The organism is Paracoccus sp. SSK6 (assembly GCF_039770665.1).
In the GTDB taxonomy this organism is placed as follows: Bacteria; Pseudomonadota; Alphaproteobacteria; order Rhodobacterales; family Rhodobacteraceae; genus Paracoccus.
This window is the reverse complement of record NZ_JBDPNJ010000001.1, coordinates 70160-93445: the sequence shown is the minus strand read 5'-3', so window position 1 is coordinate 93445 and position 23286 is coordinate 70160. Positions and strand designations below refer to the sequence as shown.

26 protein-coding genes and 1 tRNA gene are annotated in these 23286 nt (G+C 67.5%); 15 read left to right on the top strand and 12 right to left on the bottom strand.

Going from position 1 to position 23286, the window contains the following annotated elements:
* Position 1: 1 nt before the first annotated feature.
* The 4 genes from AAIL68_RS00450 to AAIL68_RS00435 form a co-directional block, all read right to left on the bottom strand.
* Entirely contained in the window at positions 2–694 is a 693-nt protein-coding gene (locus AAIL68_RS00450) for a hypothetical protein (RefSeq protein WP_347137518.1), read from the bottom strand.
* Between the two features lie 9 nt (positions 695–703).
* Entirely contained in the window at positions 704–2200 is a 1497-nt protein-coding gene (locus AAIL68_RS00445; protein WP_347137517.1) for an NAD(P)-dependent oxidoreductase, read from the bottom strand.
* A 151-nt stretch (positions 2201–2351) separates the two neighbouring features.
* Positions 2352–3158 carry an undecaprenyl-diphosphate phosphatase gene (locus AAIL68_RS00440; protein ID WP_347137516.1) on the bottom strand — a complete coding sequence of 269 codons (807 nt, stop codon included), beginning with the start codon at positions 3156–3158 and terminating at the stop codon, positions 2352–2354.
* Entirely contained in the window at positions 3155–4141 is a 987-nt protein-coding gene (locus AAIL68_RS00435; protein WP_347137515.1) for a complex I NDUFA9 subunit family protein, read from the bottom strand. The genes AAIL68_RS00440 and AAIL68_RS00435 overlap by 4 nt, the downstream gene beginning before the upstream one ends.
* Positions 4142–4326: 185 nt before the next feature.
* Between AAIL68_RS00435 and AAIL68_RS00430 the strand changes: the two genes are divergently transcribed.
* Positions 4327–4411, top strand: a tRNA-Leu gene (locus tag AAIL68_RS00430).
* 106 nt (positions 4412–4517) lie between these two features.
* Here the strand turns inward: AAIL68_RS00430 and AAIL68_RS00425 are convergent.
* On the bottom strand, positions 4518–4967 hold the full coding sequence (locus AAIL68_RS00425) for a DoxX family protein (RefSeq protein ID WP_347137514.1): 450 nt from the start codon (positions 4965–4967) through the stop codon (positions 4518–4520).
* An 88-nt stretch (positions 4968–5055) separates the two neighbouring features.
* Positions 5056–5337 carry a hypothetical protein gene (locus AAIL68_RS00420; RefSeq protein ID WP_347137513.1) on the bottom strand — a complete coding sequence of 94 codons (282 nt, stop codon included), beginning with the start codon at positions 5335–5337 and terminating at the stop codon, positions 5056–5058.
* 172 nt (positions 5338–5509) lie between these two features.
* Between AAIL68_RS00420 and AAIL68_RS00415 the strand changes: the two genes are divergently transcribed.
* From AAIL68_RS00415 to queG, 4 genes are all read left to right on the top strand, one after another.
* Positions 5510–6049 (top strand): DUF1269 domain-containing protein, encoded by a 540-nt coding sequence (locus AAIL68_RS00415; protein WP_347137512.1) that lies wholly within the window; start codon positions 5510–5512, stop codon positions 6047–6049.
* A 32-nt stretch (positions 6050–6081) separates the two neighbouring features.
* A complete protein-coding gene (gene mtgA, locus AAIL68_RS00410) occupies positions 6082–6786 on the top strand; it encodes a monofunctional biosynthetic peptidoglycan transglycosylase (protein ID WP_347137511.1) in 705 nt (234 codons plus the stop codon).
* A gap of 81 nt (positions 6787–6867) precedes the next feature.
* Positions 6868–7554: a glutathione S-transferase family protein gene (locus tag AAIL68_RS00405; protein WP_347137510.1), complete on the top strand. Its 687-nt coding sequence runs from the start codon at positions 6868–6870 to the stop codon at positions 7552–7554.
* Positions 7555–7588: 34 nt separating this feature from the next.
* The gene (gene queG, locus AAIL68_RS00400) at positions 7589–8680 is read left to right on the top strand and encodes a tRNA epoxyqueuosine(34) reductase QueG (protein ID WP_347137771.1); all 1092 of its coding nucleotides are present in this window, start codon (positions 7589–7591) and stop codon (positions 8678–8680) included.
* Here the strand turns inward: queG and AAIL68_RS00395 are convergent.
* Together AAIL68_RS00395 and cobA are read right to left on the bottom strand one after the other, a co-directional pair.
* Positions 8625–11915, bottom strand: coding sequence for a M10 family metallopeptidase C-terminal domain-containing protein (locus AAIL68_RS00395; protein WP_347137509.1), 3291 nt, complete (start codon positions 11913–11915; stop codon positions 8625–8627). The genes queG and AAIL68_RS00395 overlap by 56 nt on opposite strands.
* A 110-nt stretch (positions 11916–12025) precedes the next feature.
* On the bottom strand, positions 12026–12766 hold the full coding sequence (gene cobA, locus AAIL68_RS00390; RefSeq protein ID WP_347137508.1) for a uroporphyrinogen-III C-methyltransferase: 741 nt from the start codon (positions 12764–12766) through the stop codon (positions 12026–12028).
* Between the two features lie 267 nt (positions 12767–13033).
* On the opposite strand from cobA, the gene AAIL68_RS00385 reads away from it, so the two are divergent.
* Positions 13034–13801, top strand: a complete 768-nt coding sequence (locus AAIL68_RS00385; RefSeq protein ID WP_347137507.1) for an FAD-binding domain-containing protein — start codon at positions 13034–13036, stop codon at positions 13799–13801.
* A 164-nt stretch (positions 13802–13965) separates the two neighbouring features.
* Here AAIL68_RS00385 and AAIL68_RS00380 read toward each other — a convergent pair whose 3' ends face one another.
* Complete coding sequence (locus AAIL68_RS00380; protein WP_347137506.1) at positions 13966–14679, bottom strand: hypothetical protein; 714 nt, start codon at positions 14677–14679, stop codon at positions 13966–13968.
* Between the two features lie 52 nt (positions 14680–14731).
* Positions 14732–15328: a molybdenum cofactor guanylyltransferase MobA gene (gene mobA, locus AAIL68_RS00375; protein WP_347137505.1), complete on the bottom strand. Its 597-nt coding sequence runs from the start codon at positions 15326–15328 to the stop codon at positions 14732–14734.
* A gap of 80 nt (positions 15329–15408) precedes the next feature.
* Here mobA and AAIL68_RS00370 point away from each other — a divergent pair, with 80 nt between their 5' ends.
* From AAIL68_RS00370 to AAIL68_RS00345, 6 genes are all read left to right on the top strand, one after another.
* Positions 15409–15663, top strand: a complete 255-nt coding sequence (locus AAIL68_RS00370) for a hypothetical protein (protein WP_347137504.1) — start codon at positions 15409–15411, stop codon at positions 15661–15663.
* Positions 15664–15703: 40 nt separating this feature from the next.
* Positions 15704–16123: a siderophore-interacting protein gene (locus AAIL68_RS00365; protein WP_347137503.1), complete on the top strand. Its 420-nt coding sequence runs from the start codon at positions 15704–15706 to the stop codon at positions 16121–16123.
* Positions 16033–16437: an SIP domain-containing protein gene (locus tag AAIL68_RS00360; RefSeq protein ID WP_347137770.1), complete on the top strand. Its 405-nt coding sequence runs from the start codon at positions 16033–16035 to the stop codon at positions 16435–16437. Before AAIL68_RS00365 ends, AAIL68_RS00360 begins: the two co-directional genes overlap by 91 nt.
* Before the next feature lie 135 nt (positions 16438–16572).
* The gene (exbB, locus tag AAIL68_RS00355; RefSeq protein ID WP_347137502.1) at positions 16573–17700 is read left to right on the top strand and encodes a tonB-system energizer ExbB; all 1128 of its coding nucleotides are present in this window, start codon (positions 16573–16575) and stop codon (positions 17698–17700) included.
* Between the two features lie 3 nt (positions 17701–17703).
* Positions 17704–18165 (top strand): TonB system transport protein ExbD, encoded by a 462-nt coding sequence (exbD, locus tag AAIL68_RS00350; protein ID WP_347137501.1) that lies wholly within the window; start codon positions 17704–17706, stop codon positions 18163–18165.
* Positions 18162–19040, top strand: coding sequence for a TonB family protein (locus AAIL68_RS00345; RefSeq protein ID WP_347137500.1), 879 nt, complete (start codon positions 18162–18164; stop codon positions 19038–19040). The genes exbD and AAIL68_RS00345 overlap by 4 nt, the downstream gene beginning before the upstream one ends.
* A gap of 36 nt (positions 19041–19076) precedes the next feature.
* Here the strand turns inward: AAIL68_RS00345 and AAIL68_RS00340 are convergent, their stop codons facing one another.
* Both AAIL68_RS00340 and AAIL68_RS00335 read right to left on the bottom strand, forming a co-directional pair.
* On the bottom strand, positions 19077–19427 hold the full coding sequence (locus tag AAIL68_RS00340) for a hypothetical protein (protein ID WP_347137499.1): 351 nt from the start codon (positions 19425–19427) through the stop codon (positions 19077–19079).
* Between the two features lie 68 nt (positions 19428–19495).
* Entirely contained in the window at positions 19496–20185 is a 690-nt protein-coding gene (locus AAIL68_RS00335; protein WP_347137498.1) for a GntR family transcriptional regulator, read from the bottom strand.
* Positions 20186–20277: 92 nt separating this feature from the next.
* On the opposite strand from AAIL68_RS00335, the gene uxaC reads away from it, so the two are divergent.
* The 3 genes from uxaC (at position 20278) to AAIL68_RS00320 (ending at position 23286) form a co-directional block, all read left to right on the top strand.
* A complete protein-coding gene (uxaC, locus tag AAIL68_RS00330) occupies positions 20278–21684 on the top strand; it encodes a glucuronate isomerase (protein WP_347137497.1) in 1407 nt (468 codons plus the stop codon).
* 23 nt (positions 21685–21707) lie between these two features.
* Complete coding sequence (locus tag AAIL68_RS00325; protein ID WP_347137496.1) at positions 21708–22691, top strand: TRAP transporter substrate-binding protein; 984 nt, start codon at positions 21708–21710, stop codon at positions 22689–22691.
* Positions 22692–22752: 61 nt separating this feature from the next.
* Complete coding sequence (locus AAIL68_RS00320) at positions 22753–23286, top strand: TRAP transporter small permease (RefSeq protein ID WP_347137495.1); 534 nt, start codon at positions 22753–22755, stop codon at positions 23284–23286.

Here is a 23286-nt window from a genome sequence, read left to right as displayed (position 1 = left end):
GTCAGGCCCTTTCGTGCAGAAGCTGCGTCAGCAACTGATCGCAGTCGAATTTCGGTTCGGTGTCCCCGAAGCCTGCCTCGCCCGGAAAGGCGAAGGTGACGGGGCTGTCATTGGTTTCCTGGCGCTGCCCGGTCCAGTCGGACTGCCGTTCGATCCCGCCATAGAAGCGGCCCATCTTGCGGCTGATGAACTGCTGGCCGGTGCGTTCGATCAGCAGGGCGCCATCCGCGCCATAGGTTCTCAGCTGGAAGCGCGTGACTTCCAGCGGCTCGCCGTCGATCTCGACCTTTTCGCCGGTCAGGATGTCCTGGCCCACATGGCGCAGGCGCTCGCCGGTATTCGATTCGGTCCAGAAGTCGAAATCGTCCTGGCCGGTTTCCAGCAGGGTGCGGAAGCTGGCATGGTCCTTGGACCGTTCCACCAGGTAATCGGCCAGGCCGGTGTTCGGGTCGCTGCTTTCGACCCAGCGGGTCTCGGCGTCGATGCGCGACAGGTGCTGCAACCCGTCCTTGCCAAAGACCGCGCTGCGCTGATCGCCCGCCGGGTCGGCCTTGCAGGTGTAATACTGGACGACCGAGCAGCCGCGGTTCTGGACCGTCACCTGCAACTGGCAGCCCTGCGGCGGGGTGAAGTTCGCGGCCTGGACTGCCGAAGCGGCCAATGCCAGTGCCAGCGGTGCGATGATCCGCAGCATCCCCGCCCCCTATTCCGCCGCCATGCGCGCGGTCCCGGTCAGGTAACCGGCGATGGATTCGGCGGCCTCGCGCCCGTCGCGGATCGCCCAGACGACTAGCGACGCGCCCCGCACGATGTCGCCCACGGCGAAGACGCCGGGCAGGCTGGTCTGGTGGGTCTGGAAATTGGCCTTGATGGTGCCCCAGCGGGTGACCTCCAGCCCATCGACACCCCACAGTTTCGGCAGATCCTCGGGTTCGAACCCAAGGGCCTTGATGACCAGGTCGGCGGGCTCGATGTAATCCGCGCCTTCGATCAGTTCGGGCGACTGGCGGCCCGACACGTCCGGCGCGCCAAGGCGCATCTTCTGGACGCCGACCGAGGCGATCTGCGTGACCGCCCGCACCGGCCCGTCCACATCGGCTTCCTGGTTGGCGGCGAAATCGCCGGTGACATGGCCGATGAACTTGCCCGGCGCGGACATCCAGACGAACTCGACGCCCTCTTCCTCGGCGTTCTGGACCTCGCGCTGCGAACCCGGCATGTTGGCGCGGTCGCGGCGATAGAGGCACTTGACCGACAGCGCCCCTTGGCGGATCGCGGTGCGCACGCAGTCCATGGCGGTGTCGCCGCCGCCGATGACAACCACGCGCTTGCCCCTGGCGTTCAACTCGCCATCGGCGAAATCGGGCACGTCATCGCCGAAATCGACCTTGTTCGACGCGGTCAGATAGTCGATGGCGCGCACGACCCCGCCGGCGTCAGTATTGTCGATGTCCAGATCGCGGGTCTTGTAGACGCCCGTGGCGATCAGCACCGCGTCATGCTTGCCCCGGATCGCGTCGAAGCTGATGTCCTGGCCCACGTTGCAGTTCAGCACGAACTCGACGCCGCCATCCTCCAACAGCCTGTTGCGGCGCAGGACCACGTCCTTTTCCAGCTTGAAGCCGGGGATGCCATAGGTCATCAGCCCGCCCGCGCGGTCATAGCGGTCATAGACCGTCACCTGGAAGCCCTGGCGGCGCAGCATGTCGGCGGCGGCCAGGCCGCCCGGACCCGCGCCGATGATGCCCACGCTTTCCGCACGTTCCATCACGGGGGCGGCGGGGCGGACCCAGCCCATCTCCCATGCGGTGTCGGTGATGTATTTCTCGATGGATCCGATGGTGACGGTGCCGTGGCCCGACTGCTCGATCACGCAATTGCCTTCGCACAGGCGGTCCTGCGGGCAGATGCGGCCGCAGATTTCCGGGAAGGTATTGGTCGATTGGCTGACGCGATAGGCTTCCTCAAGCCGGCCTTCGGCGGTCAGGCGCAGCCAGTCGGGGATGTTGTTGTGCAGCGGGCAATGCGACTGACAATAGGGCACGCCGCACTGGCTGCAGCGGCTGGCCTGTTCGGCGGCCTTGGCATGGGCGAATTCGCGATAGATCTCGTGGAAGTCTTCGCTGCGCTCGGTGGCCGGGCGTTTCTCGGGCATCTCGCGCGGGGTCGAGACGAACTTGAGCATCTTCTGCGTGGCCATGGCTGCGCACCTTCCAGAAACGGGAAATCGTGCAGCCGCAATAAACCAGCGGAAAACGGATAAAAAGTCAGCCTTACTTACCTAAATACCATATTTCCTGGCAATGCCTTATTTTTCAGCACCGAAACATCGTTGTTTAGGTCAGCTTTTCTTACCTACCAGCCAAAAGCGCAACGATAGCGACTATTCCCACCACGATGCGCCACCAGCCGAACAGGGCGTAGCCATGCTTCGACACATAGCCCAGAAGCCAGCGGACGACGATCAAGGCGCTGACAAAGGCCGCGACAAAGCCAATGGCAATGGTGCCAAGGGCGCTGGCGTCCAGGATGTCGCGATTCTTGAACAGGTCATAGGCGAAGGCCCCGAACATGGTCGGCATGGCCAGAAAGAAGGAAAATTCCGCAGCCGACCGCTTGTCCGCCCCCAGAAGCAGCCCGCCGACGATGGTGGCGCCCGACCGCGACACGCCGGGGATCATCGCCAGGCACTGGATCAGGCCGATCTTGAAGGCCATCGGCAGGGGAAAGTCCTCGGCCCGCGTATAGACCGGCTGCCGGGCCACCCGGTCCACCCACAGCAGCACGACCCCGCCGAGAATCAGCATGACGGCGATCAGCATCGGCGTCTCGAACAGCACCGTCTTGATGAAGTCATGGGCCAGCACCCCCACGACCACCGCAGGCGCGAAGGCCAGCAGAACCGCCGCGACAAAGCGGCGCGCGGCCCTGTCATGCGGGGCAGCCGTCAGGATCTGCAGGATCCGCGCGGCATAGACCCCCAGGATCGCCAGCAGCGCGCCCAGCTGGATCAGCACCTCGAAGGTGCGGCCCGGCGAATCGAAGCCCAGGAAATGCCCGGCCAGCAGGATATGCCCGGTCGAGGACACGGGAATGAACTCGGTCAGTCCTTCGAGAACCCCGAGGACGGCGGCGACAAGGGTATTCGGCTCCATCACTCGGCGCGCAGGTTCTTGGCCGACTGCTTGATCGCATCGTATTGCCCCGAGGGGCGGAAGCGCCACAGATATTCGTCGATCACCGCCTCGGCGGCGAGGGGCTGGATCCCCAGATCGGCAAAGCCGCGCGCACTGGGCGAGACCACGTTGTCGCGGCGCAGAAGCGCCAGCTGGTCGCGGGTCAGGATCGAATTGGTGAACAGCCCGCCGGTCACGAATTGCAGCACGCCCAGCACGCGGGCACCGATGCCCGCCAGCCAGAAGGGCATGTTGACCACGCCCCGGCGGCGCAGGGTGACCTTCAGCACCTGCCCCACGATGTCGCGCGTCGTCAGCACCTCGGGGCCGCCCAGTTCATAGATGCCGGGCGCGGCCTCGCCCATGGCGCCCTTGACGGCGGCCATGGCCACGTCATCGACGAAGACCGGCTGCATTCGGGTCTTGGCCCCGACGATGGGCAGGATCGGGCCAAGCCGGGTCATGGCGGCGAAACGGTTGTAGAAGCGGTCGCCCGGCCCGAACATGACCGAGGGACGCAGGATCACCGCATCTGGGCGGTGGCGCAGCACCGCGGCCTCGCCCCGCGCCTTGCTGGCGATATAGGGGCTGTCCGAATCGGCATCGACCCCGATCCCCGAGACATGGACCAGACGCGCCACGCCCATTTCCGCCGACAGGCGGGCGATGTTCTCGGCCCCGTCCTCGAAGACGGTCTTGAAGGTGCTCTTGCCCTTGGGCGACAGGATGTTGACGCAGTTGACCACCGCATCGGCATCCGACATGGCCGCGCGCACCGACAGGTCGTCGCGGATATTGCACAGGACCGGCTGGATCTGGCCCACCGATCCATAGGTGCGGGTGAACAGCGCCTCGTCCGGGCGGCGCACGGCGACGCGGACGCGCCAGCCCTGCTTGGCCATCAGCCGCGCGACCTGACGGCCCAGAAAGCCCGATCCGCCGAAAATCGTGACCAGTTTCGCCATGGGAGCCTCGCCTTTCTCATGCCGGTGCTTTCCGCTCCATACCCAAGCGCGGGCGGCGCGACAAGGCAGAGGCCCCGGGTCTTGCAGGGGCCGCAACAGGGCAGGAAAGATTTTCGCAAGATTTCTGCCTTACCCCCATTGACGACCCCCGCGACTGCCTTTAGGAACCCGCCTCACACCAGTTGGCCCAGATGGCGGAATTGGTAGACGCGCACGGTTCAGGTCCGTGTGCCGCAAGGCGTGGAGGTTCGAGTCCTCTTCTGGGCACCATTAAAAAGCCCCCGGAAAACTTCGGTTTTCCGGGGGCTTTTTGCTTTGTCCCGCAGGCTTCGGGTCGGGGCTAGGGGGGCGGACGATGCCCGCCCCCTTTGGCCTGTCAGAACTGCCTGCCGATGGCGCGGTCCAGCGACAGCCTGCCGCCGCCATGGGCCACGAAATACAGGGTGATCGCCAGCCACAGCAGCGACTTTTCGGCGCCGCCGAAACCCTCGGCCTGCAGCACCCAATGGAAATAGGTGGTGACGCAGAGCACGATCGAGGTCGCGAAGGCCGCCGGGCGCGTCAGCAGGCCCAGGGCCAGCAGAAGCCCGCCAAGGAACTCGGTCGCGGCCAGCAGCGGCGCCCAGAACCAGCCGGGATAAAAGCCGATCCCTTCGACCATGCCGACCGGGCCCATCGGGTTGGTGATCTTGGGCCAGCCATGGACCATGAAGGCGATGCCCGCGATCAGGCGCATGAAAAGCACGGTCAGCGGCGCAAGGGCGGCATAAAGCCCTTGCAGCCTGGGGAGGATATAGGGGGTGTGGGTGGTGTTGTAGTCGGTCATTTCCGATGATCTCCAGCAGCTTGCGTCCGCGATGCGGCGCAAGAATAACGGCGTGTGCCCAAGGGGCGGGATGAATGCAGGCGGAAGATCAGGCGCGCGGCGGCCGCCAGGGCGTCGTCCAGCGGGCGTCGGGCAGGACGGCCCCGCCGAAGGTCGCGCGAAGCCGTGACGCGGGCGGCGGAGAGGCGTCCGCGCCCCCCGTCAGCACCAGGCAGACAAGGCAAACGCCCGGTTTCTTGACCGTCTCGGCCTTGGCCCCGGACAGGCTTGCGGCATAGCACATGTTGTCCGCGCGGATCTGGGAACTGCAGGCGGGTCGCGCGATGTCCGCGCCTGCCACCGTGACGGACATCGCCAGAAGCGACATCATCAGCAGAAATGTGGCAAGAACTCTCATCCCACGCGGCCGGATCGTTGCGGATGGCCTGATATGCCGCCGCCGGGGACGGCCTTTCAAGCCTTTTCCGCGCCTTGCCTTCACAATGGCGAAACCCGAGGCTGCCATTGTCGTTGGATGGGCACAGCCATGACAGGAGGGAAGGATGTCGGAACTGATCGTGATCGCCTTCGACGACGAGGCCACCGGGTTCGAACTGCGGGCCGAACTGGTGAAGATGCAAAGGGATTACCTGATCGAGATGGAGGACGTGGTGGTCGTCACCCGCCCAGCCGAGGACGACATCAAGCTGCACCAGGCGGTGAACCTGACTGCCGCGGGCGCGCTCGGCGGCGGCTTCTGGGGCACGTTCATCGGCCTCATCTTCCTGAACCCGCTGATCGGGGCTGCGATCGGCGCGGCCTCGGGCGCGCTGGCGGGGCAGTTGTCCGATGTGGGCATTAACGACGACTTCATGCGCGACACCGCCCGCGCCCTGCCGCCGGGCGGATCGGCGGTCTTTGTCCTTGTGCGCAAGATGACCGCCGACAAGGTGCTGGACCGGCTGCAATCCTTCCATCACCGGGGCCGGATCCTGCAAACCTCGCTGTCCCAGGCGGACGAGGACCGGCTGCGCGACGCGCTGTCGGGCGGCGACGCCGTTCCGCCGGTTCCGCCTGCCGCGCCACCCGTCACGGGCGCTTGACGCAAGGCCGGGCCGCATGAGACACGGCGGCCATGGTCATTCGCCTTTTGTTCAGCCCCCCGGCCGTCGAGCCTGCGGTCCCGCCGGTCATCCGCTGGCGGCCGCTGCGCCGGTTGCTGATCTGGGCGCGCTGGCTGGCGCTGCGGTTTCTGGCGCTGATGGTCGGGCTGGTCATGTTCTATGCCTTGGTCAACCCGCCCACCACCTGGACCATCGTGTCCGAGGCCAGCGCGCCGCGCGAATGGGTTGACATCGAGGACATCGCCCCCGTCATGCGCCGGTCGGTGGTCGCCGCCGAGGATGCGAATTTCTGCCTTCATTGGGGCTTCGACATGGTGGAAATCCGCAAGGTCGTGGCCTCGGGGTCGTCGCGGGGGGCATCGACGCTGACCCAGCAGACGGCGAAGAACGTGTTTCTGTGGCAGGGGCGCAGCTGGACGCGCAAGGCCCTGGAAACCGCCTTCACCCCCATGATCGAGGCCTTCTGGTCCAAGCGGCGCATCCTGGAGGTCTATCTGAACGTGGCCGAGTTCGGGCCGGGCATCTTCGGGATCGGCGCGGCGGCCCGCGAATATTACGGCACCACGCCCGACAAGCTGACGCCGGCGCAGGCCGCGCGACTGGCCGCCGTCCTGCCCGCCCCCAAGACCCGCAGTCCCCGCGCGTCAAGCCGGTCGCGCGCGATTGCGGATGGGGCCGCGACGATTGCGCGCGACGGGCGCGCCGATTGCCTGTAAAGCCTGCCCGCGCCGGTTGAACCGCAGGGGCTGCGGGCTTATCAAGGGCGCCATCGTGACGAAAAGGCCCTGAATCAGGCGATGAACAGCAATACCCAGACCACCCGGCTTTACCATTCGGCCCTGTCGCCCTTCTGCCGCAAGGTGCGGCTGGTGCTGGCCGAGAAGAAGATCGAGGTCGAACTAGTCGAGGAACGCTATTGGGAAAGCCCGCCCGACCTGAAGCGCCGCAATCCGGCGGGCAAGCTGCCCGTGCTGCGCCATCGCGGCAACATGCTGGCTGAAAGCCAGGCGATCATCGAATACCTGGACGAGGCCATCCCCTCGCCCGCGCTGATGCCCTCGACGCCGCTGGAGCGGCACGAAGTGCGCCGGTTGTGCGCCTGGTTCGACGACAAGTTCAACACCGAGGTGACGGTGCCCATCCTGACCGAGCGGGTCTGGAAGAAGATCACCCGCCAGGGCTATCCCGACAGCCGCGTGGTCAAGGACGGGCTGCGCGCCATCAAGGACCACATCGACTATCTGACCACGCTGCTGGAAACCCGCCGCTGGCTGGCCGGGAACAGCCTGACGCTGGCCGATTTCACGGCCGCCGCGCATTTTTCCTGCCTGGATTACATCTCGGACGTGGACTGGGACCGGTCCGACATCCTGCGCGACTGGTATGCCACCATCAAGTCTCGCCCGGCCTTCCGGTCGATCCTGGCCGACCAGGTTCCGGGCATCCACCCGGCCCCCCATTATGCCGAACTTGATTTCGGATAAGGCTGGGGGGCCAGCCCCCCAGGCCCCCCGGGATATTTCCGCACAGAAGATAAAGGCTGCCCTTGCAGCCAAAGCCGAGGCGGTCGGCTTTTCGCGGATGCGGGTCACGACGCCGGATGCGGTGCCGCAGGTGGCCGAACGCCTGCAGCAGTTTCTGGAAGCCGGGCGGCACGGGCAGATGAAATGGATGGCCGAACGCACCCATTGGCGCGGCGATCCGGCGGCGCTGTGGCCGCAGGCGAAGTCGGTGATCATCTTGGCCGAGCTTTACACGCCCGACCATGATCCGCTGGCGGTGCTGGACCAGCCGGACCGCGCGGCGATCAGCGTCTATGCCCAGGGGCGCGATTACCACGACCTGGTCAAGAAGCGGCTGAAGCGCCTTGGCCGCTGGCTGCTGGAGCAGGTGCCGGGCGAGGAGATCAAGGTCTTCGTCGATACCGCCCCTGTCATGGAAAAGCCCTTGGCACAGGCGGCGGGCATGGGCTGGCAAGGCAAGCACACCAACCTGTTGTCGCGGGATCTGGGAAGCTGGTTCTTCCTGGGCTCGATCTTCACGACCATCCCCCTGCCCCCGGACGCGCCCGAGCGGTCCCATTGCGGATCCTGCCGGGCCTGCCTGGACGCCTGCCCGACGAACGCCTTTCCCGCGCCCTATCAGCTGGATGCGCGGCGCTGCATTTCCTATCTGACGATCGAGCACAAGGGCCCGGTCGATCCCGACCTGCGCCCGCTGATGGGCAACCGCATCTATGGCTGCGACGACTGCCTGGCCGCCTGTCCCTGGAACAAGTTCGCCCAGGCCGGATCCGAGATGCGCTATCGCGGCATCGTCGGTGCGCCGCCCTTGGCGGAGCTTGCCATGCTGGACGACGCAGGCTTTCGGGAACGGTTTTCAGGCAGCCCGATCAAGCGCATCGGGCGCGACCGCTTCGTACGCAACGTGCTCTATGCCATCGGCAATTCAGACAGGGCGGAACTGATGACGGTTGCGCAGAGATTGACGGGCGATGCCGACCCGGCAGTGGCCGATGCGGCGCAATGGGCGGCGGGGCGTCTGGCGCAGGCCGTCACAGCAGGAAATCGTCCGCATCCAGGGCAATGCGGCCCAGCAGCCGGACCATGAAATCGGCCTTCCGGTCGCCATTCAGATCGGCCGTCACCCGCGTCTCGGACCCGACATGCTGCCAGCGCAACTGGCGGGCGGCGTTGAACGGATCATCGTCGATGAAGCGCAGCTTCAGCGCGCGCAGGTCCAGATGATCCTGACCCGCCGCGAAATCCCGGATCACGTCGATCTCGGACCCCCGGCTTTCCGTCACGGACATGAACAGGAACACGTCCGCCCCAAATCCTCCGGCCAGAACATCCGCGCCCGCCCCGCCGCGCAGGGTGTCATTGCCCGCATCGCCCCAGAGAGTGTCATTGCCGGACTGGCCGTACATCCAGTCGTTCCCCGAACCGCCATAGGCCAGATCGCGCCCCGCCCCGGCATAGATGATGTCGTTCCCCGCATCCCCCCACAGGCGGTCGCTGCCCAGACCGGCGGTCAAGGTGTCGTTGTCGCTTCCTCCGCGCATCAGGTTATTGCCCGACAGGTCGCGAAGATAGTCGCGCCCCCCCTCGCCCATCAGGGTATCGTTGCCCGACCCGCCGTCCAGCGTGTCTCGCCCCGCACCGCTGATCAGCCTGTCGTTGCCGGATCCTCCGCTCAGATAGTTGTTGCCCAGGATGTCGTACAGGAAATCGTCGTGGCCTTCCCCATACAGGCGATCGTTGCCCGCATCTCCGTACAGCTTGTCCTTGCCAAAGCCGCCATACAGCCTGTCGTCGCCCGATCCGCCGAGCAGCCAGTCCAGCCCTGATCCCCCGCGCAGGATGTCGTTCCCGGCATCGCCATACAGAAGGTTGTCGCCGTAAGGGTCGTGCAGCAGGTCGTCGCCATCCTCGCCCCGCGACGTGTCGTTGCCGGTCGAGCCATACACCGTATCCTTGCCCGCGCCGCCGTAAAGCCGGTCATTGCCCGAGCCGCCGTGCAAATAATCCTCGCCCGCGTCCGCGTACAGACGATCGTCATCCGAATCCCCGTACAGGCGATCATTGCCATCCCCCGACCGCAGGGAATCGCGGCCGCTGCCGCCACGCAGCACGTCCCGCCCGGTGCCCGATACCAGCGTGTCGTCGCCCTGCTCGCCGGAAAGGACGTTATAGCCCAACAGGTCTTCCAGCCGGTCATTGCCCGCGCGCCCGTTCAGGGTGTCGTTGCCCGAATGACCTTCCAGCAGGTCATCTCCCGATCCCCCCTGCAGCATGTCATCGCCCGATCCGCCGGACAGCGTATCGTTGCCGATACCCGCGACCAGGGTGTCGTTGCCCGCCCCGCCGATCAGCACGTTGTCGCCGGACAGGTCTTCCAGATAGTCGTTGTCATTTTCCCCCGAGAGGGTGTCGTTGCCGGTATCGCCGTAAAGGCGATCCGCCCCGTCGCCGCCATAAAGCCGGTCGTTGCTCGCGCCACCACGAAGCGTGTCGTTGCCGGTGCCGCCGTAAAGAAGATCGTGGCCGCCCTGCCCCTCGATGGCATCGCTGCCCGAATCGCCCCACAGGGTATCGTTGCCGTTCCCGCCCCTGATGCGGTCGGCGCCGTCGCCCCCGCGGATCGTGTCATTGCCGTCGCCGCCATCGACGGCATCGTCGCCGGACCCGGCCGAGATCGTGTCATTGCCCGCCCGGCCCTCGATGCTGTCGGGACCGCCGCCGCCCAGCAGCCGGTCGGCGGCGTCGCTGCCGAAAATCCATTGCCCGACGGTGACGGGCGGGGTTTCGACCTTCACCGGGTCCAGTTCCGGCAGCCAGTAATGGCCGATGGGGAACATGGCGTTGCCGAAATCGGTGGGCAGCAGGGATTTGCCCGACCGGGTGCGGATCTCCAGGATCGAGTTGCCATAGGAGATCCGCATCCCCCAGGATTGCGGCGCGAAGTTCAGTTGCCATGTGCTGCGGATCATGCCCAGCATGGACAGGTCCAGCCGGTCCACGCCCGGTTCGTAATCGGCGATGACCGCGCGGCCGTCGTACCGGACGATGGCAAAGATATCGGCGCCCGCGCCGCCCGTCAGGGTGATGCTGCCCTTGCCGCTGACCAGGATGTCGCCGCCCGCCCCGCCTTGCAGGGCGGTCGTGGCGGCGGTCGCGACCAGCAGATCGTCGCGCGCCGTCCCGACGACCGCCCCCTTGCCCGCCATCCCGGTCGTGCCAACCGCGCCGGGATCGACCACAAGCTGCGTCACTCCGGCCTCACCGGCCGAGGTCACGAACAGCACGATCCTGCCGCCGATCACCTGCGCCTCGATCGCGCTGATCCTGGCCAGGGTCATGGCCCCGGTATCGACGATGTTCTGCAGGTGCAGCAGCCTGCCGTCGGGCAGCAGCGTGAAGATGCTGATGCCGCCATCGACGCCGCCCGCGATCACGAAGCCGCGGCCATCGACCACCGCCGCCGCCAAGGCCGTCACCGACTGGAAGCGCGTCGTCAGTTCGTCCACGACATGGTCGGTCGTCGTCAGCGTCCCGGACCTGTCCAGGCGGAACACCGACAGCGACGACGAGGTCGCCCCCGCCACCACCACGAAGCTGTGCCCGCCGAACTGGACCCCGGCGATGTCCGAGGGGACATAGTATCCCGTTCCCTCGCCCGCGACATGCATCATGCCCTTGCCCAGCTTCCCGTCCGCCCCGATCGCCTGGGTCGAGACGAAGTTGCCCAGGCCCGATATGGCGACCAGCAGCCGCTGGCCGTCCACGGTCATGGCGATGATCTTGTCCAGCGAGGCCTCGGCCACGCCTGCGGGTTTGGGCAGCGTCACCGAGGAAACGGCGATCAAGCTGCCGTCGCCGTTGATGCGATTGATCTCCAGCGTCAGGCTGTCCTGGCGGGCGGAAAACAGGAAGCGGCCCGCATCGGTGACCATCTCGCCGCTGGCGGAGAGGCGGGCGCCGAGGCGTTCGGCCGGGAACAGTTGCGCGATGCCGCCAAGCCCGCCCGTGGCGCCGACGGACAGCCCCGCCACGCCCGCGCCCGAGACGCCTTCGACCAGCAGCCGGTTTCCGGCGGGCATGTCCAGCACGGTCAGAGACGGGCGGGCGTGATAGGACAGGTTCGCCGGAAAGGCGCGCGCCTGCACCCTTGCCAGCGGCGCATCGGGATCGGTGATGCGATAGTTGGTGATCCCGCCCGTGGCGTTGACCGCGAACAGCAGCCAGTTTCCCCCGACCTGCGCCATGGCAAGATCGGCGACATTGGACAACCATCTGCTGTCAGTGGCCCCATAGGTGACCACATGCCGGTAAGAGATCATCATGTCCGTTGGATGCGCGTTTCAGCTGCAAGGGCCGGGGGGCCGATGGCTTGACAAAACCTTAAGACAGGCTGTCCGAACAGCCCGCTTCTATCTGGAATTTAACGAAATCTTTAGATATCGAAGGCCAGCGGGCCATAGATGATCAGGCCGGGCTGGGTCACGGCGGCCGTCTGCATCATCCGGGCCAGGCCATCCACCGTGGTGCGGACCAGCCGCTGATGGGGATGGCCCACGGATTCGGCGAACAGCGCGGGCGTGTCGCCCGGCAGGCCATGGGCGCGCAGCCCGGCGGCCAGTTCGGGAAAGCTGCGCTGGCCCATGAAGACGACCGTCGTGACCGCCGGATCGGCGATGGCCGCCCAATGGATGTCGCCCGGCAGCCGCCCCGTCACGTCGGCACCGGTGATGAACTGCACGCGCCGCGCGGTCAGGCGCCGGGTCAGCGGGATCCCCGCCGCCGCCGCCGCCGCGCTGGCGGATGTGACGCCCGGCACGATCTCCCATGCGATGCCGGCGGCAGTCAGGGCCGCCAGTTCCTCCTCCAGCCGCCCGAAGAAGCCCGCATCGCCCGATTTCAGCCGCACCACGCGGCGTCCCGCCAGGGCATGTTCGACCAAGAGCGCGTTCACATGCTCCTGCCGGGCCGAGGGGCGGCCCGCGCGCTTGCCCACCGCGATCAGTTCGGCCTGCGGATTGGCGTGATCCAGCACGGGGCCGGATGCAAGGTCATCGTAAAGCACCACCTCGGCCCCCGCCAGGCGTTTCGCGGCCTTCAGCGTCAGCAGTTCGGGATCGCCCGGCCCTGCCGAGACGAGCGAGACAAAACCGGGCGGGGTGACGGGATTGGACAAGAGGGCAGCTTTCAGGCAGGGATTCCAGCTATATCATCCGCATCGCGCCAGACAATGCCGGGGACTTGAAACCTGTCCTGCGGCTGGCCTTGATCGGGCCCCGAACGAACGCGGTGCATGGACCGTCATCTGCTGGTTTTGTCGCGTGCTGCGGTTGGGCGACCGCCCCGCCCCGGTTGCCGCCACGGTGCTGGCCCAGGTGATCCGCGACAGCGGCGCCGTGGCGGTCCATGCCTCCGAAGGGCTGCCCTTGCCCGCGACGACGGAATGGCCGACGCGGTACGCGCCGCGGGCGCCATCCTGCCCCTGCTTCCGCTGGCAGATCTGGTGGCGCGCGGCAGCGTGCTGACCAAGACCTGTACGCCCTTCAAGAGCTTCACCTCCTTCTGGCACGCCCTGCGCCAGTCTGACATCGCCGCGCCCTTGCCCACCTCCAACCTGTCACCGCCGGACCGCTGGCCTGTCGGCAATGGTCTGGACTGGCTCAAGTCGCGGGCGGCGATGAACCGGGGTTGGAACCTGGGCGCGGCCCATGTCCATGCGAGCGAAGCCGCCGCCCATGACCGGCTGGACGCCTTCCTGGGCCGCATCACCGCAGGCTATTCCGCCCGCCGCGACCGCCCGGCCGAGAGCGATGCGACATCGGGCCTGTCCGACGCCCTTGCCGTGGGCAAGATCAGCGCCCGCCCCATCCGGCACCGCGGCCTGGCCGCGCAGGATCACGGGCGCGGCAGGGTCGAGGATTTCCTGCGCGAACTGGCCTGGAGAGAGTTCTCGCGCGATCTGTTCCACATCGCGCCCGGCATGGGCCGGGCCTACTGGCGCAGGGAATGGACCCATTTTCCATGGCTGGGCGAACGCCGAGGCCTGGCGGCAGGGCCGCACGGGAAAATGTTTGCGACGGGGCGGATGCACAACCGCGTGCGGATGATCGCCGCCAGCTTCCTGGTCAAGCACCTGCTGATCGACTGGCGCGTCGGGCTTGACTGGTTCGCGCGCGCCTGTCCGATTGGGAGGCGGCCAGCAATGCAATAAGGCAGGCAGGCTCGATCCCGAAAGCCGCTATCCCGGCCATTGGCTGAAGGGCGAAGGGGCGTGGGACTTTGCCCGTGCCGCTGCCCGATCCTGGGCCGCGATCCGTGGGTTCGCCCGGCGCCGCTGGTCGATCTGGACCCGGGACGCCAGCGGGCGCTTGCCGCCTATCGCGGGTTTGCCCGGCGGGACGAGGCCCCGCGATAGGCCAGCAACAGCGCGGCCAGGGCCGACAAGGCCAGCACCGCCGGATTCGCGGGCGGCAGGTTCGCCGCGAAGATGCCCGCAAGGGCCCAGATCACCCCCGCCGGATAGGCCCATTCGGCGGGCCTGCGGCTGTGGACCAGCAGGGCAACGGCCGTTACCGCCAGCAGGCACAGGATCGCCGCCGCCTGTTCGGACAGGATGCCATGGCCCCCCAGCACCATCCCGAAGGACGCCCCCGTCGCCGCCGTCAGCCAGCCCGCATAAAGCGCCACGGGCCGCAGCTGCCAGACCGGATCGTGCCGCCCCGCGCGCAGGAAGGCCGTGACGGCGGGCACCAGCATCGCCACGATCAGCACCGTGGCGCCGATGGGGGTATGGTGCGCCGTCTCGATCCAGAAGGCGCCAAGGGCCAGGCTGACCAGCAGCGCGGGCCGCATCGGCTGCCAGTCGGGATCACCGGCTCGCTTCCAGGCGCCGAAGCCTGATCCCGCAACCAGCCAGGCGAAGATCAGCCCCCAGATCGAAAAGGCCCAGCCTGCGGGCTGGATCGGCGGATCTGCCTGCGGGATCGGGAACTGGTCGGGCCGATAGCCGCCAAACCCATTCGACAGCAGGGGCGAGACGGCAAAGGCAAGGGCCGCCAGAAAGACAAGGACAGGTAGAAGGCGGTGCATGGTGGCTGCAATGTTGAAGACTTAGGCTAACGCGGCGCCCTGCGCGGCGTTCCTAGCGGGCAAGACCACGCGCCCGTTCCAGATCCTCGGGCGTGTTGATGTTGAAGAAGGGATCGATGGCTCCGGCATCCCAGACGACCGTGGTCGCGCCATGGGCCGTGGCAAAGCCACGCACCCGCCGCTGGCCACCGGCCAGGAAGGCGCGCAGGTCGTCCCGCAAGGCGACAGACCACAGCCCGAAGGTCGGATGGTCGGTTACCTCTCCGCCGGGATTGCGGCTGGCCGCCAGGACGATGCCCTTCCCGCCCCTCAGGCGCGAAACCAGGTTCTCGGGAAAGAACGGCGTGTCGCCCGCCACGCTGACAACTGCGCTTGCACCCAGCGAAGCCGCCCAGTCCATCCCGGCCAGGATTCCCGCCAGCGGCCCCGGTTGATCGGGCAGGCTGTCCGGCAGCACGGGCAGACCAAAATCCGCGAAACGCGCGGGATCGCCGTTTGCATTCAGCGCCAAGGAGCCGCATTGCGGGACCAGCCGTTCGACAATGCGCGCCAGCATCGGGCACCCGTCCAGATCCAGCAGGCATTTGTCGCCCCCGCCCATGCGGGTCGCGCGGCCTCCGGCAAGGATGATGGCGGGGGGTCGGGTCATGGGGCGGTTGTGGCGCAGGCGGGCCTTTGCGGCAAGGGCGGTCGTGACCTACAAAAACTCTCGGAGGCCCGCCCGGAGACATGCCATGCGCCACGAGCCCCGCCCCCTACCAGACCGAGGCCAGCCTGCCCGACCTGCCCTTCGCGGCCATCGACGCCCTGATTCGGGCCGAGGCCGCCGAACAGGGGCTGGCCCTGCATGACGGCCATGGCCGGTCCACCTGGTGCAAGCTGCCGGGCGGGACGAGTTCGGCGCCAGGAAAGGGCCGACGGGCAGCATCCTTTACGTCCGCGCCCATGCCCGCGACCGACTGCACGAACTGCTGGAAGCCGTGACCTTTCACCTGGAGGAACACCTGCCCGGCCAGCGGATCGCATGGTCGTCATTGGACCGGCCGGGGGCCCATCCGCCGAATTTCAGCCTGGCCCGCGTGGCAGGCGTGACGCGGATCAGCGCCGATTTCCTGCGCCTGCGCCTGGAGGGGGGCGACCTGGCGCGCTTCGCCCGCGACCTGATCCATTTCCGCCTGGTCCTGCAAACGCCCGGCGTGACGGAACCCGTCTGGCCGGTGATCGGCGGCGACGGCCAGACCTTCTGGCCCAGGGCGCGGCGGCCCTGCACCGCCCCGCCTATACGGTGCGCCATATCGACCCGGCGGCTGGCTGGCTGGAGACCGATATCTTCATCCACGACGGCGGGCGGGCCTGCGATTTCGCCATCAGCGCCGCGCCCGGCACGCCAGTCGGCCTGACCGGCCCGGAGGCGGCGGTCTGGCGCAAGGCGCGGCCCTGCTGATCGGCGGGGACGAGACCGCCTATCCCGCCCTGGCCCGGTCGCTGGAAGCCGCCGCGCCCGGCACCACCGGCGAATGCCACCTGTTCGGCGCGCGGGCGGATTACCCCCTGCCCGATCATCCCGGCATCCGCATCCTCCACGCCCCCGGCGGAGAGGCTGCCTTGGCCTGTCGCCTGCGCCGCGAGGGGACAAAGGCCGGGCGAATCTGGCTTGCCACCGAACGATCGCGGTTGGCGATCCTGAGGGCCGCGATCATCGACGATCCTGGCATCGGCAAGGCCCGCACCCATCTGGCCGCCTATTGGAGCGCCTGAAAGCCCGGCAAGGGGCATCTGAATAGTTGACAATTTTACATGGCCGTTCGATACCCGGCGCAAACTTGCGGGGCCGGGCGGCAGCGCCTTTCGCCGGACCGCCCACGCAACGCGGATCACGAAGCAAGGAACGCCATGACCAACCCGCCGCTGCCGCGCTTGTATGCGACTGTCGCCGTCACGCTGGCCTGCCTGCTGGCCCCCATGGCCCAGGCGCAGGAAACCGCACCGGACGCGGCGGCTCCGCAAAACCAGGCCCCGGTCCAGGCGCAGCAACCCGCCCCGGCGGTTCCTGCAACGCCTGCGCCTGCACCATCGGCGGCCGAGGCACCGGCAACGGCAGCGCCGACCGCCCCCGCAGCTTCCGCTCCAGCAACGGCGCCCGCACCGGCTGCCTCCCCTGCCGCAACGCCCCCTGATACGGCACCTGCACCCGCAGCCTGGGCGCCCGTGCCCGTTCCGGCAAGCCCGGAAACCGCCCCGGCACCTGTCGCCGAGTTCCTGCCGCAATCCATGCAGGACGCGCTGGCGCCGATCCTGACGCCGCCCGCACGCGACCCGAACCTGCCGCATGACCTGTCGCCCATGGGCATGTTCTGGGCCGCCGACATCGTGGTCAAGGCGGTGATGATCGGGCTGGCCTTCGCATCCGTCATCACCTGGACGGTTCTGGTCGTGAAGGCGGTGGAACTGTGGGGCGCAAGTGCCGCCGCCCAGGGCGGCATCCGCCGCATCCAGCGCGCGGACAGCCTGTCCGCAGCCGTCGCCGCCAGCAACGGGCGCCGCGACGCGGTGTCGCGCATGATCCGTCAGGCGGCCGAGGAATACCGCCGGTCCCAGCCCGCCCTGGACGTGGCGGGCGATAACGGCGTCAAGGAGCGCGTGGAGTCGCAGCTTGAGCGGATCGAGGCCGTGGCGGGCCGCCGCATGGGCCGGGGCACCGGCATCCTGGCCACCATCGGGTCCACCGCGCCCTTTGTCGGGCTGTTCGGCACCGTCTGGGGGATCATGAACAGCTTCATCGGCATTTCCGAATCGCAGACCACCAACCTGGCAGTCGTGGCCCCCGGCATCGCCGAGGCGCTGCTGGCCACCGCCATCGGCTTGGTCGCGGCCATTCCCGCCGTGGTGATCTACAACGTCTTCGCGCGCGGCATCACCGGCTATCGCCTGCGGCTTGCCAATGCGGCGGCGGGCGTGCGCCAACTGGTCAGCCGCGACCTGGACTTTCGCGGCCTCGGCGCCGCCGCAGCGGGGGAATAGGCCATGGCAGGCGGGATCCGCGACAGCGGCGACGATCTTCAGGAAAACCACGAGATCAACGTCACTCCCTTCATCGACGTGATGCTGGTGCTGCTGATCATCTTCATGGTCGCCGCTCCCCTTGCCACGGTCGATGTGAACGTGGACCTGCCGGTGTCGAACGCCACGCCTGCCCAGCGTCCCGACCAGCCGGTCTATGTGACCGTAAAGCCCGACCTGACGCTGGCGCTGGACAACACCGACATCGCGCCGGGCGGCCTTGCCGCCGCCCTGGCCGAGGCGACCGAGGGCGACCGGGAGCAGCGCATCTTCCTGCGCGCCGACCGCGAGGTCGCCTATGGCGACCTGATGGGGGTGATGAACATGCTGCGCGACACCGGCTATCTGAAGATCGCGCTTGTGGGGCTTGAATCGGCTGCGGCGGGCGCGCCCGCCGCGCCCGCACCGGCGGAACCCGCACGATGAGCGGGCGCGCCGCCCGCATGATCCGCGAAGGCGCGCTGTGGGGGGGTGCGTCAGCCGTGGTGCTGGCGCTGCATCTGGGCGGCGCGCTGTGGATCATGCAGCGGGCCGAGGCCGCCGCCCCGCCGGGCCTGCCCGAGCCGGTCTTCGTGGACCTAGCCCCCGCCGAGGTGCCGGCCGAGGAAGCGGCCACCCCGGCCGAGGAGCCGGTCGAGGAGGCCAGCGAACCTGTGGAGCCCGAACCGGAGCCGGAACCCGAGCCTGAGCCCAAAGAGATTGTCGAGCCGCTGGACCTGCCGCCCTTGCCGGAACTGGAACCGCTGGAGGACATGGCGGACCTGTTCCCGTCCGCACCGCCGGAACTGGAAACCCCGCCCGAGGTGGTGCTGAACGCATCCGCCCGCCCGCAGCGCCGCCCCGAGCGCGAGCCGGAACCCGAACTCCGGCGCGAACCCGAACCGCGCCGCGAACGCCCCAGGCCCGAGCCGCAGCGGCAGGCCGAACCCCGCCGCCAGGAACAGCCCGCACCCCAGCAGCGCGCGCGCCGGGCGGAACAGGGGGAACAGGGCGCCACCGGCAGAACCGGGGCCAGCCCGCAACAGCGCGCCCGCGACGAGGCGTCCTGGAATCAGCAGGTGGGCGTCTGCCTGCTGCGCGCGGCATCGCGGGTGTCGGGCGCGCGCGGGGCGCGGGGGGCGGTCAACCTGGTCATCGCGCGCAACGGACGGGTCCAGTCGGCGTCCCTGGCCGGTTCGACCGGCAATGCGCGTATGGACAGGGAGATCTTGCGCGCGATGGGCCGCGCCCGCTGCCCGGCGGCCCCGCCCAGCCTGACAAACGCGGCCTATCCCTTCCAGCAGCCCTTCAACATCCCGTAGGACCGGCAACGGGTTCGCCCAGGAAGGCATCCCCGGTCAGAAAGCAACGGCTGCCTCGGACCGAATGGCGGCATCCTGTCCCCCTGCCGTCCAGTCCAGCGCCCAGGCCTTGGGGATCCCGCGCTTGTTCCGCAAAAGCCGCCATGCGTGCAGGACCTGCCCGCGAGGCGACCGAATCGGGCGGCAATGCCATCGGGTCTCTGACGGCTTGGTCCGCCCCGCCTCGACCGCAAGCTGCAACCGGCAGCCTGCGGTCAGGGAGAACGGCTCCTGCGGATCAGCCAAGACCAGGCAGGGGCTGCGCAGAATCCAGAACGGCGGTCCCGGATGACGCAGCGCCTGATACAGCGCGAAGACGCGCCGGCCCGCGCCCCCGGCCTCGTGCATGCAGGCGGGACGCAGGGGGAACGGGGGCGCCGGAGTCGGCCATCACCGGAACACCCACCCTGTAAAGATCACCCGAAGACCTGGGGCCGGTCGATGCGCAGGCGGGCGATGATGCCCTCGATCCGGCTCAGGTGCTGGCGGATGGCGGCAACGGCGCCGTCGCCGTCCTGGCGGCGCAGGGCATCGAGGATCAGGCCATGTTCCGCAAAGGCGGTGTCCGCGCCATAAGACAGGCTCAGGTATCGCGCGCGGTCCATGTGGCCCTTGTTGTCCTTGATCAGCGTCCAGACGAAGCCCAGCCCGGCATAGGCGCAGATGTCGTGGTGGAACTGGTCGTCCAAGACATGAAAGCCCGCGCTGTCCCGTTCCTCGACCTTGCGGGCCTGCCGGTCAAGCAGCAGCGCCAGGGCGTCAAGCTGATCGGGGGTCAGGCGCTCTGCCGCGACGCGCATGCAGGATTCCTCCAGCGCGGAGCGGATGAAATAGGCCTGCAGCACCGCCTCCTCGGAAATGGGCGTCACCATGGTCGCGCGCTGTGGGCGGATCTGGATGAAGCCCAGTTGCGACAGGCGGTAAAAGGCGTCGCGCACCGGCTGGCGGGACACGCCCATCTGGGCCGCCACCTCGGCTTCGGACAGCCTGGTGCCGGGCGGCAGGGTCAGGTTCACCACACGGTCATAGAGCAGGTCGAAAACCTGGTCGGTGACCGTCCGGACGCGGGTTTCCTCCAGAAGGGGCAGTTCGGCTGCAGGCAGCATGTCGGCCTCTCTCGACAGGATTGACCATTCTTGAAAACTAGCATATTAGTATACCCAACAGAAAACAAGCACGACTCGACGGAGGAGAGAGGATGGGCTTGCTGGACGAGGATCGGCTGTTCCCGCTGGAAGGACGCGCCCGCGACCTGGCGCGGGATCTTTACGCGGGCATCCGCGACCTGCCGATCGTCAGCCCGCATGGCCATACCGATCCCCGCTGGTTCGCCGAGGATCAGCCCTTTCCCGATCCCGCGCAGCTGTTCGTGACGCCCGACCATTACGTCTTTCGGATGCTGGTGTCGCAGGGCGTGGCGCTGACCGATCTGGGCGTGCCGCGTGTCGATGGCGGGCCGACCGAAACGGACGGGCGCGCCATCTGGCGGCTGTTCGCCCGCCATTACCACCTGTTCGCGGGCACCCCCTCACGCCTGTGGCTGGACCACAGTTTTCAGAATGTCTTCGGCATCGACCGCCGCCTGATGGCAGAAACGGCGGACTGGTATTACGATCACATCGCCGACTGCCTGGCCCGCCCCGAGTTCCGGCCCCGCGCGCTGTTCAAGCGCTTCAACATCGAGGTCATCGCCACCACCGAGGCCGCGACCGACGACCTGCGCTGGCACCGGATGATCCGCGAGTCGGGCTGGGATGGCCGCGTCGTCACCGCCTATCGCCCCGACGGCGTGGTGGACCCCGAGATGGCGGGATTTGCCGACAACGTGGCGCTGCTGGGCGAACAGACCGGCTTCGACACCGCCACATGGGACGGCTATCTGGACGCGCATCGGGCGCGGCGGGCCTTCTTCAAGGACCACGGCGCGACCTCCAGCGACCACGGCCATGCCACCGCGCGGACCGAGGATCTGCCGCAGGCCGAGGCTGCCGCGCTGTTCCAGAAGGCCCTGCGAGGCCAGTGCAGCCCGGATGAAGCCGACGCCTTCCGCGGGCACATGCTGACCGAGATGGCGCGGATGAGCCTTGAGGACAGGCTGGTCATGCAGATCCATCCCGGTTCGCGGCGCAACCATTCCGACCCGGTGATGGCCGCCCATGGCCGCGACAAGGGCTTCGACATTCCCGGCCGCACGGATTACGTGGCCGCCCTGCGCCCGCTTCTGAACGCGGTGGGGATGCGCCCGGACCTGACCGTGATCCTGTTCACCCTGGACGAGACCAGCTATTCGCGCGAACTGGCGCCCCTGGCCGGGGCCTATCCCTGCCTGCGCCTTGGCCCGCCCTGGTGGTTCCATGACAGCCCGGAAGGGATGATGCGCTTCCGGCAGATGGCGACGGAAACCGCCGGTTTCTGGAACACCGTGGGCTTCAACGACGACACCCGCGCCTTCTGCTCGATCCCCGCGCGCCATGATGTCGCGCGCCGCGTGGATTGCGCCTATCTCGCCACCCTTGTCGCGACCGGACGCCTTACGGAAGACGAGGCGCCCGGCCTTGCGCAGCAACTGACCTACGGCCTCGCCAAGAAGGCCTACAATCTCTGAGCTTCACCAACGGGAGGAAAACCATGAAGTTCGTCAACACCACCCTTGCCGCCCTGCTTGCCATGGCCGCGCTTGCCGGTGCCGCAAGCGCAGAATGCGAAACGACCCTGCGGTCGTCCGACACCCATCCCGACGGCTATCCGACCGTCGAGGGCGTCAAGGCCATGGCCGCCGAGGTCAAGGAAAAGACCCAAGGCCGCATCTGCATCGAGGTCTTCCCGTCGTCCCAGTTGGGCGAGGAAAAGGACACGATCGAGCAGACCCAGTTCGGCGTCATCGACATGGTCCGCGCCTCCTTCGGATCGTTCAACGACATCGTACCCGTGACGCAGACCCTGTCGCTGCCCTATCTCTTCACCTCGCCCGAACACCAGCACGCGGTCATGGACGGCCCCATCGGCGAGGAGATCGCCAAGGGCTTCGCCGAAAAGGACCTGATCGCGCTGGCCTATTACGACGGGGGCGCGCGCAACTTCTACAACTCGCAGAAGCCGATCAAGACCGTCGAGGATCTGAAGGGCATGAAGTTCCGCGTCATGCAGAACGATGTCTTTGTGGACATGATGTCGGCCCTTGGCGCCAATGCCACGCCCATGCCCTATGGCGAGGTGTATTCGTCCATCCAGACGGGCGTGATCGACGGGGCGGAAAACAACTTCCCCTCCTATGACAGCTCGGGCCATGCCGAGGTCGCCAAGTATTTCACGCTGGACCAGCACCTGATGGTCCCCGAACTGGTCGCGGTGTCGAAAACCGCCTGGGAGAAGCTGTCGCCCGAGGATCAGGAGATCATGCGCACGGCCGCGAAGAACTCGGCCACCTTGCAGCGCAGGCTCTGGGCCGAGCAGGAAAAGGCCAGCGAGGAAAAGGTCGTGGCCGCGGGTGCCGAGGTCGTGCGCGACATCGACAAGACCGCCTTCATCGAGGCGATGGCCCCGGTCTATGAAAAATACGTGACCACGCCCGAGGCGCAGGATCTGGTCAAGCGCATCCAGGAAACCAAGTGATGCCGGGGCCCGCGGTCGATGGACCGCGGGCCTTCCTTTCACGCAATCGAAAGGTGACGCCATGCACGGCAGCATCGCCCTTTTGTCACGCCTCAATTCCTGGCTTTCCCGGATCAGCCTGTGGCTGGCGGGGTTCGGTCTTGTGGCGATGACGGTCATCGTCTTCGCGCAGGTCTTCATGCGCTATGTCATGAACGACAGCCTTCTGTGGGTCGAGCCGGTGGCGATCCTGCTGATGAGCTGGTTCATCTTCCTGGGTTCGGCCGTGGGCGTCCATGAAAGCTTCCACATGGGCTTCGACGTGCTGCTGTTCTTCCTGCCCGACAGCGCCGGGACATGGCTGAAGGCGCTGTCCGACCTGGCCGTCTTGGCCTTCAGCATCGGCATGGCGGTCTATGGCTGGCAGCTGATGGCGAAGACCTGGGAATCCTCGCTGCCGGTGATCCGGCTGCCCGGCGGCTTCGGCTACATGCCGCTGTTCGCGGGGGGCGTGCTGATGACGCTGTTCGTGCTGGAGCACCTGCTGAACCGCCTGTCGGGCCGCACGGTCGAGGCGCAGCCCGAGGCCGAAGACATCCTGATGACCGAGGCCTGA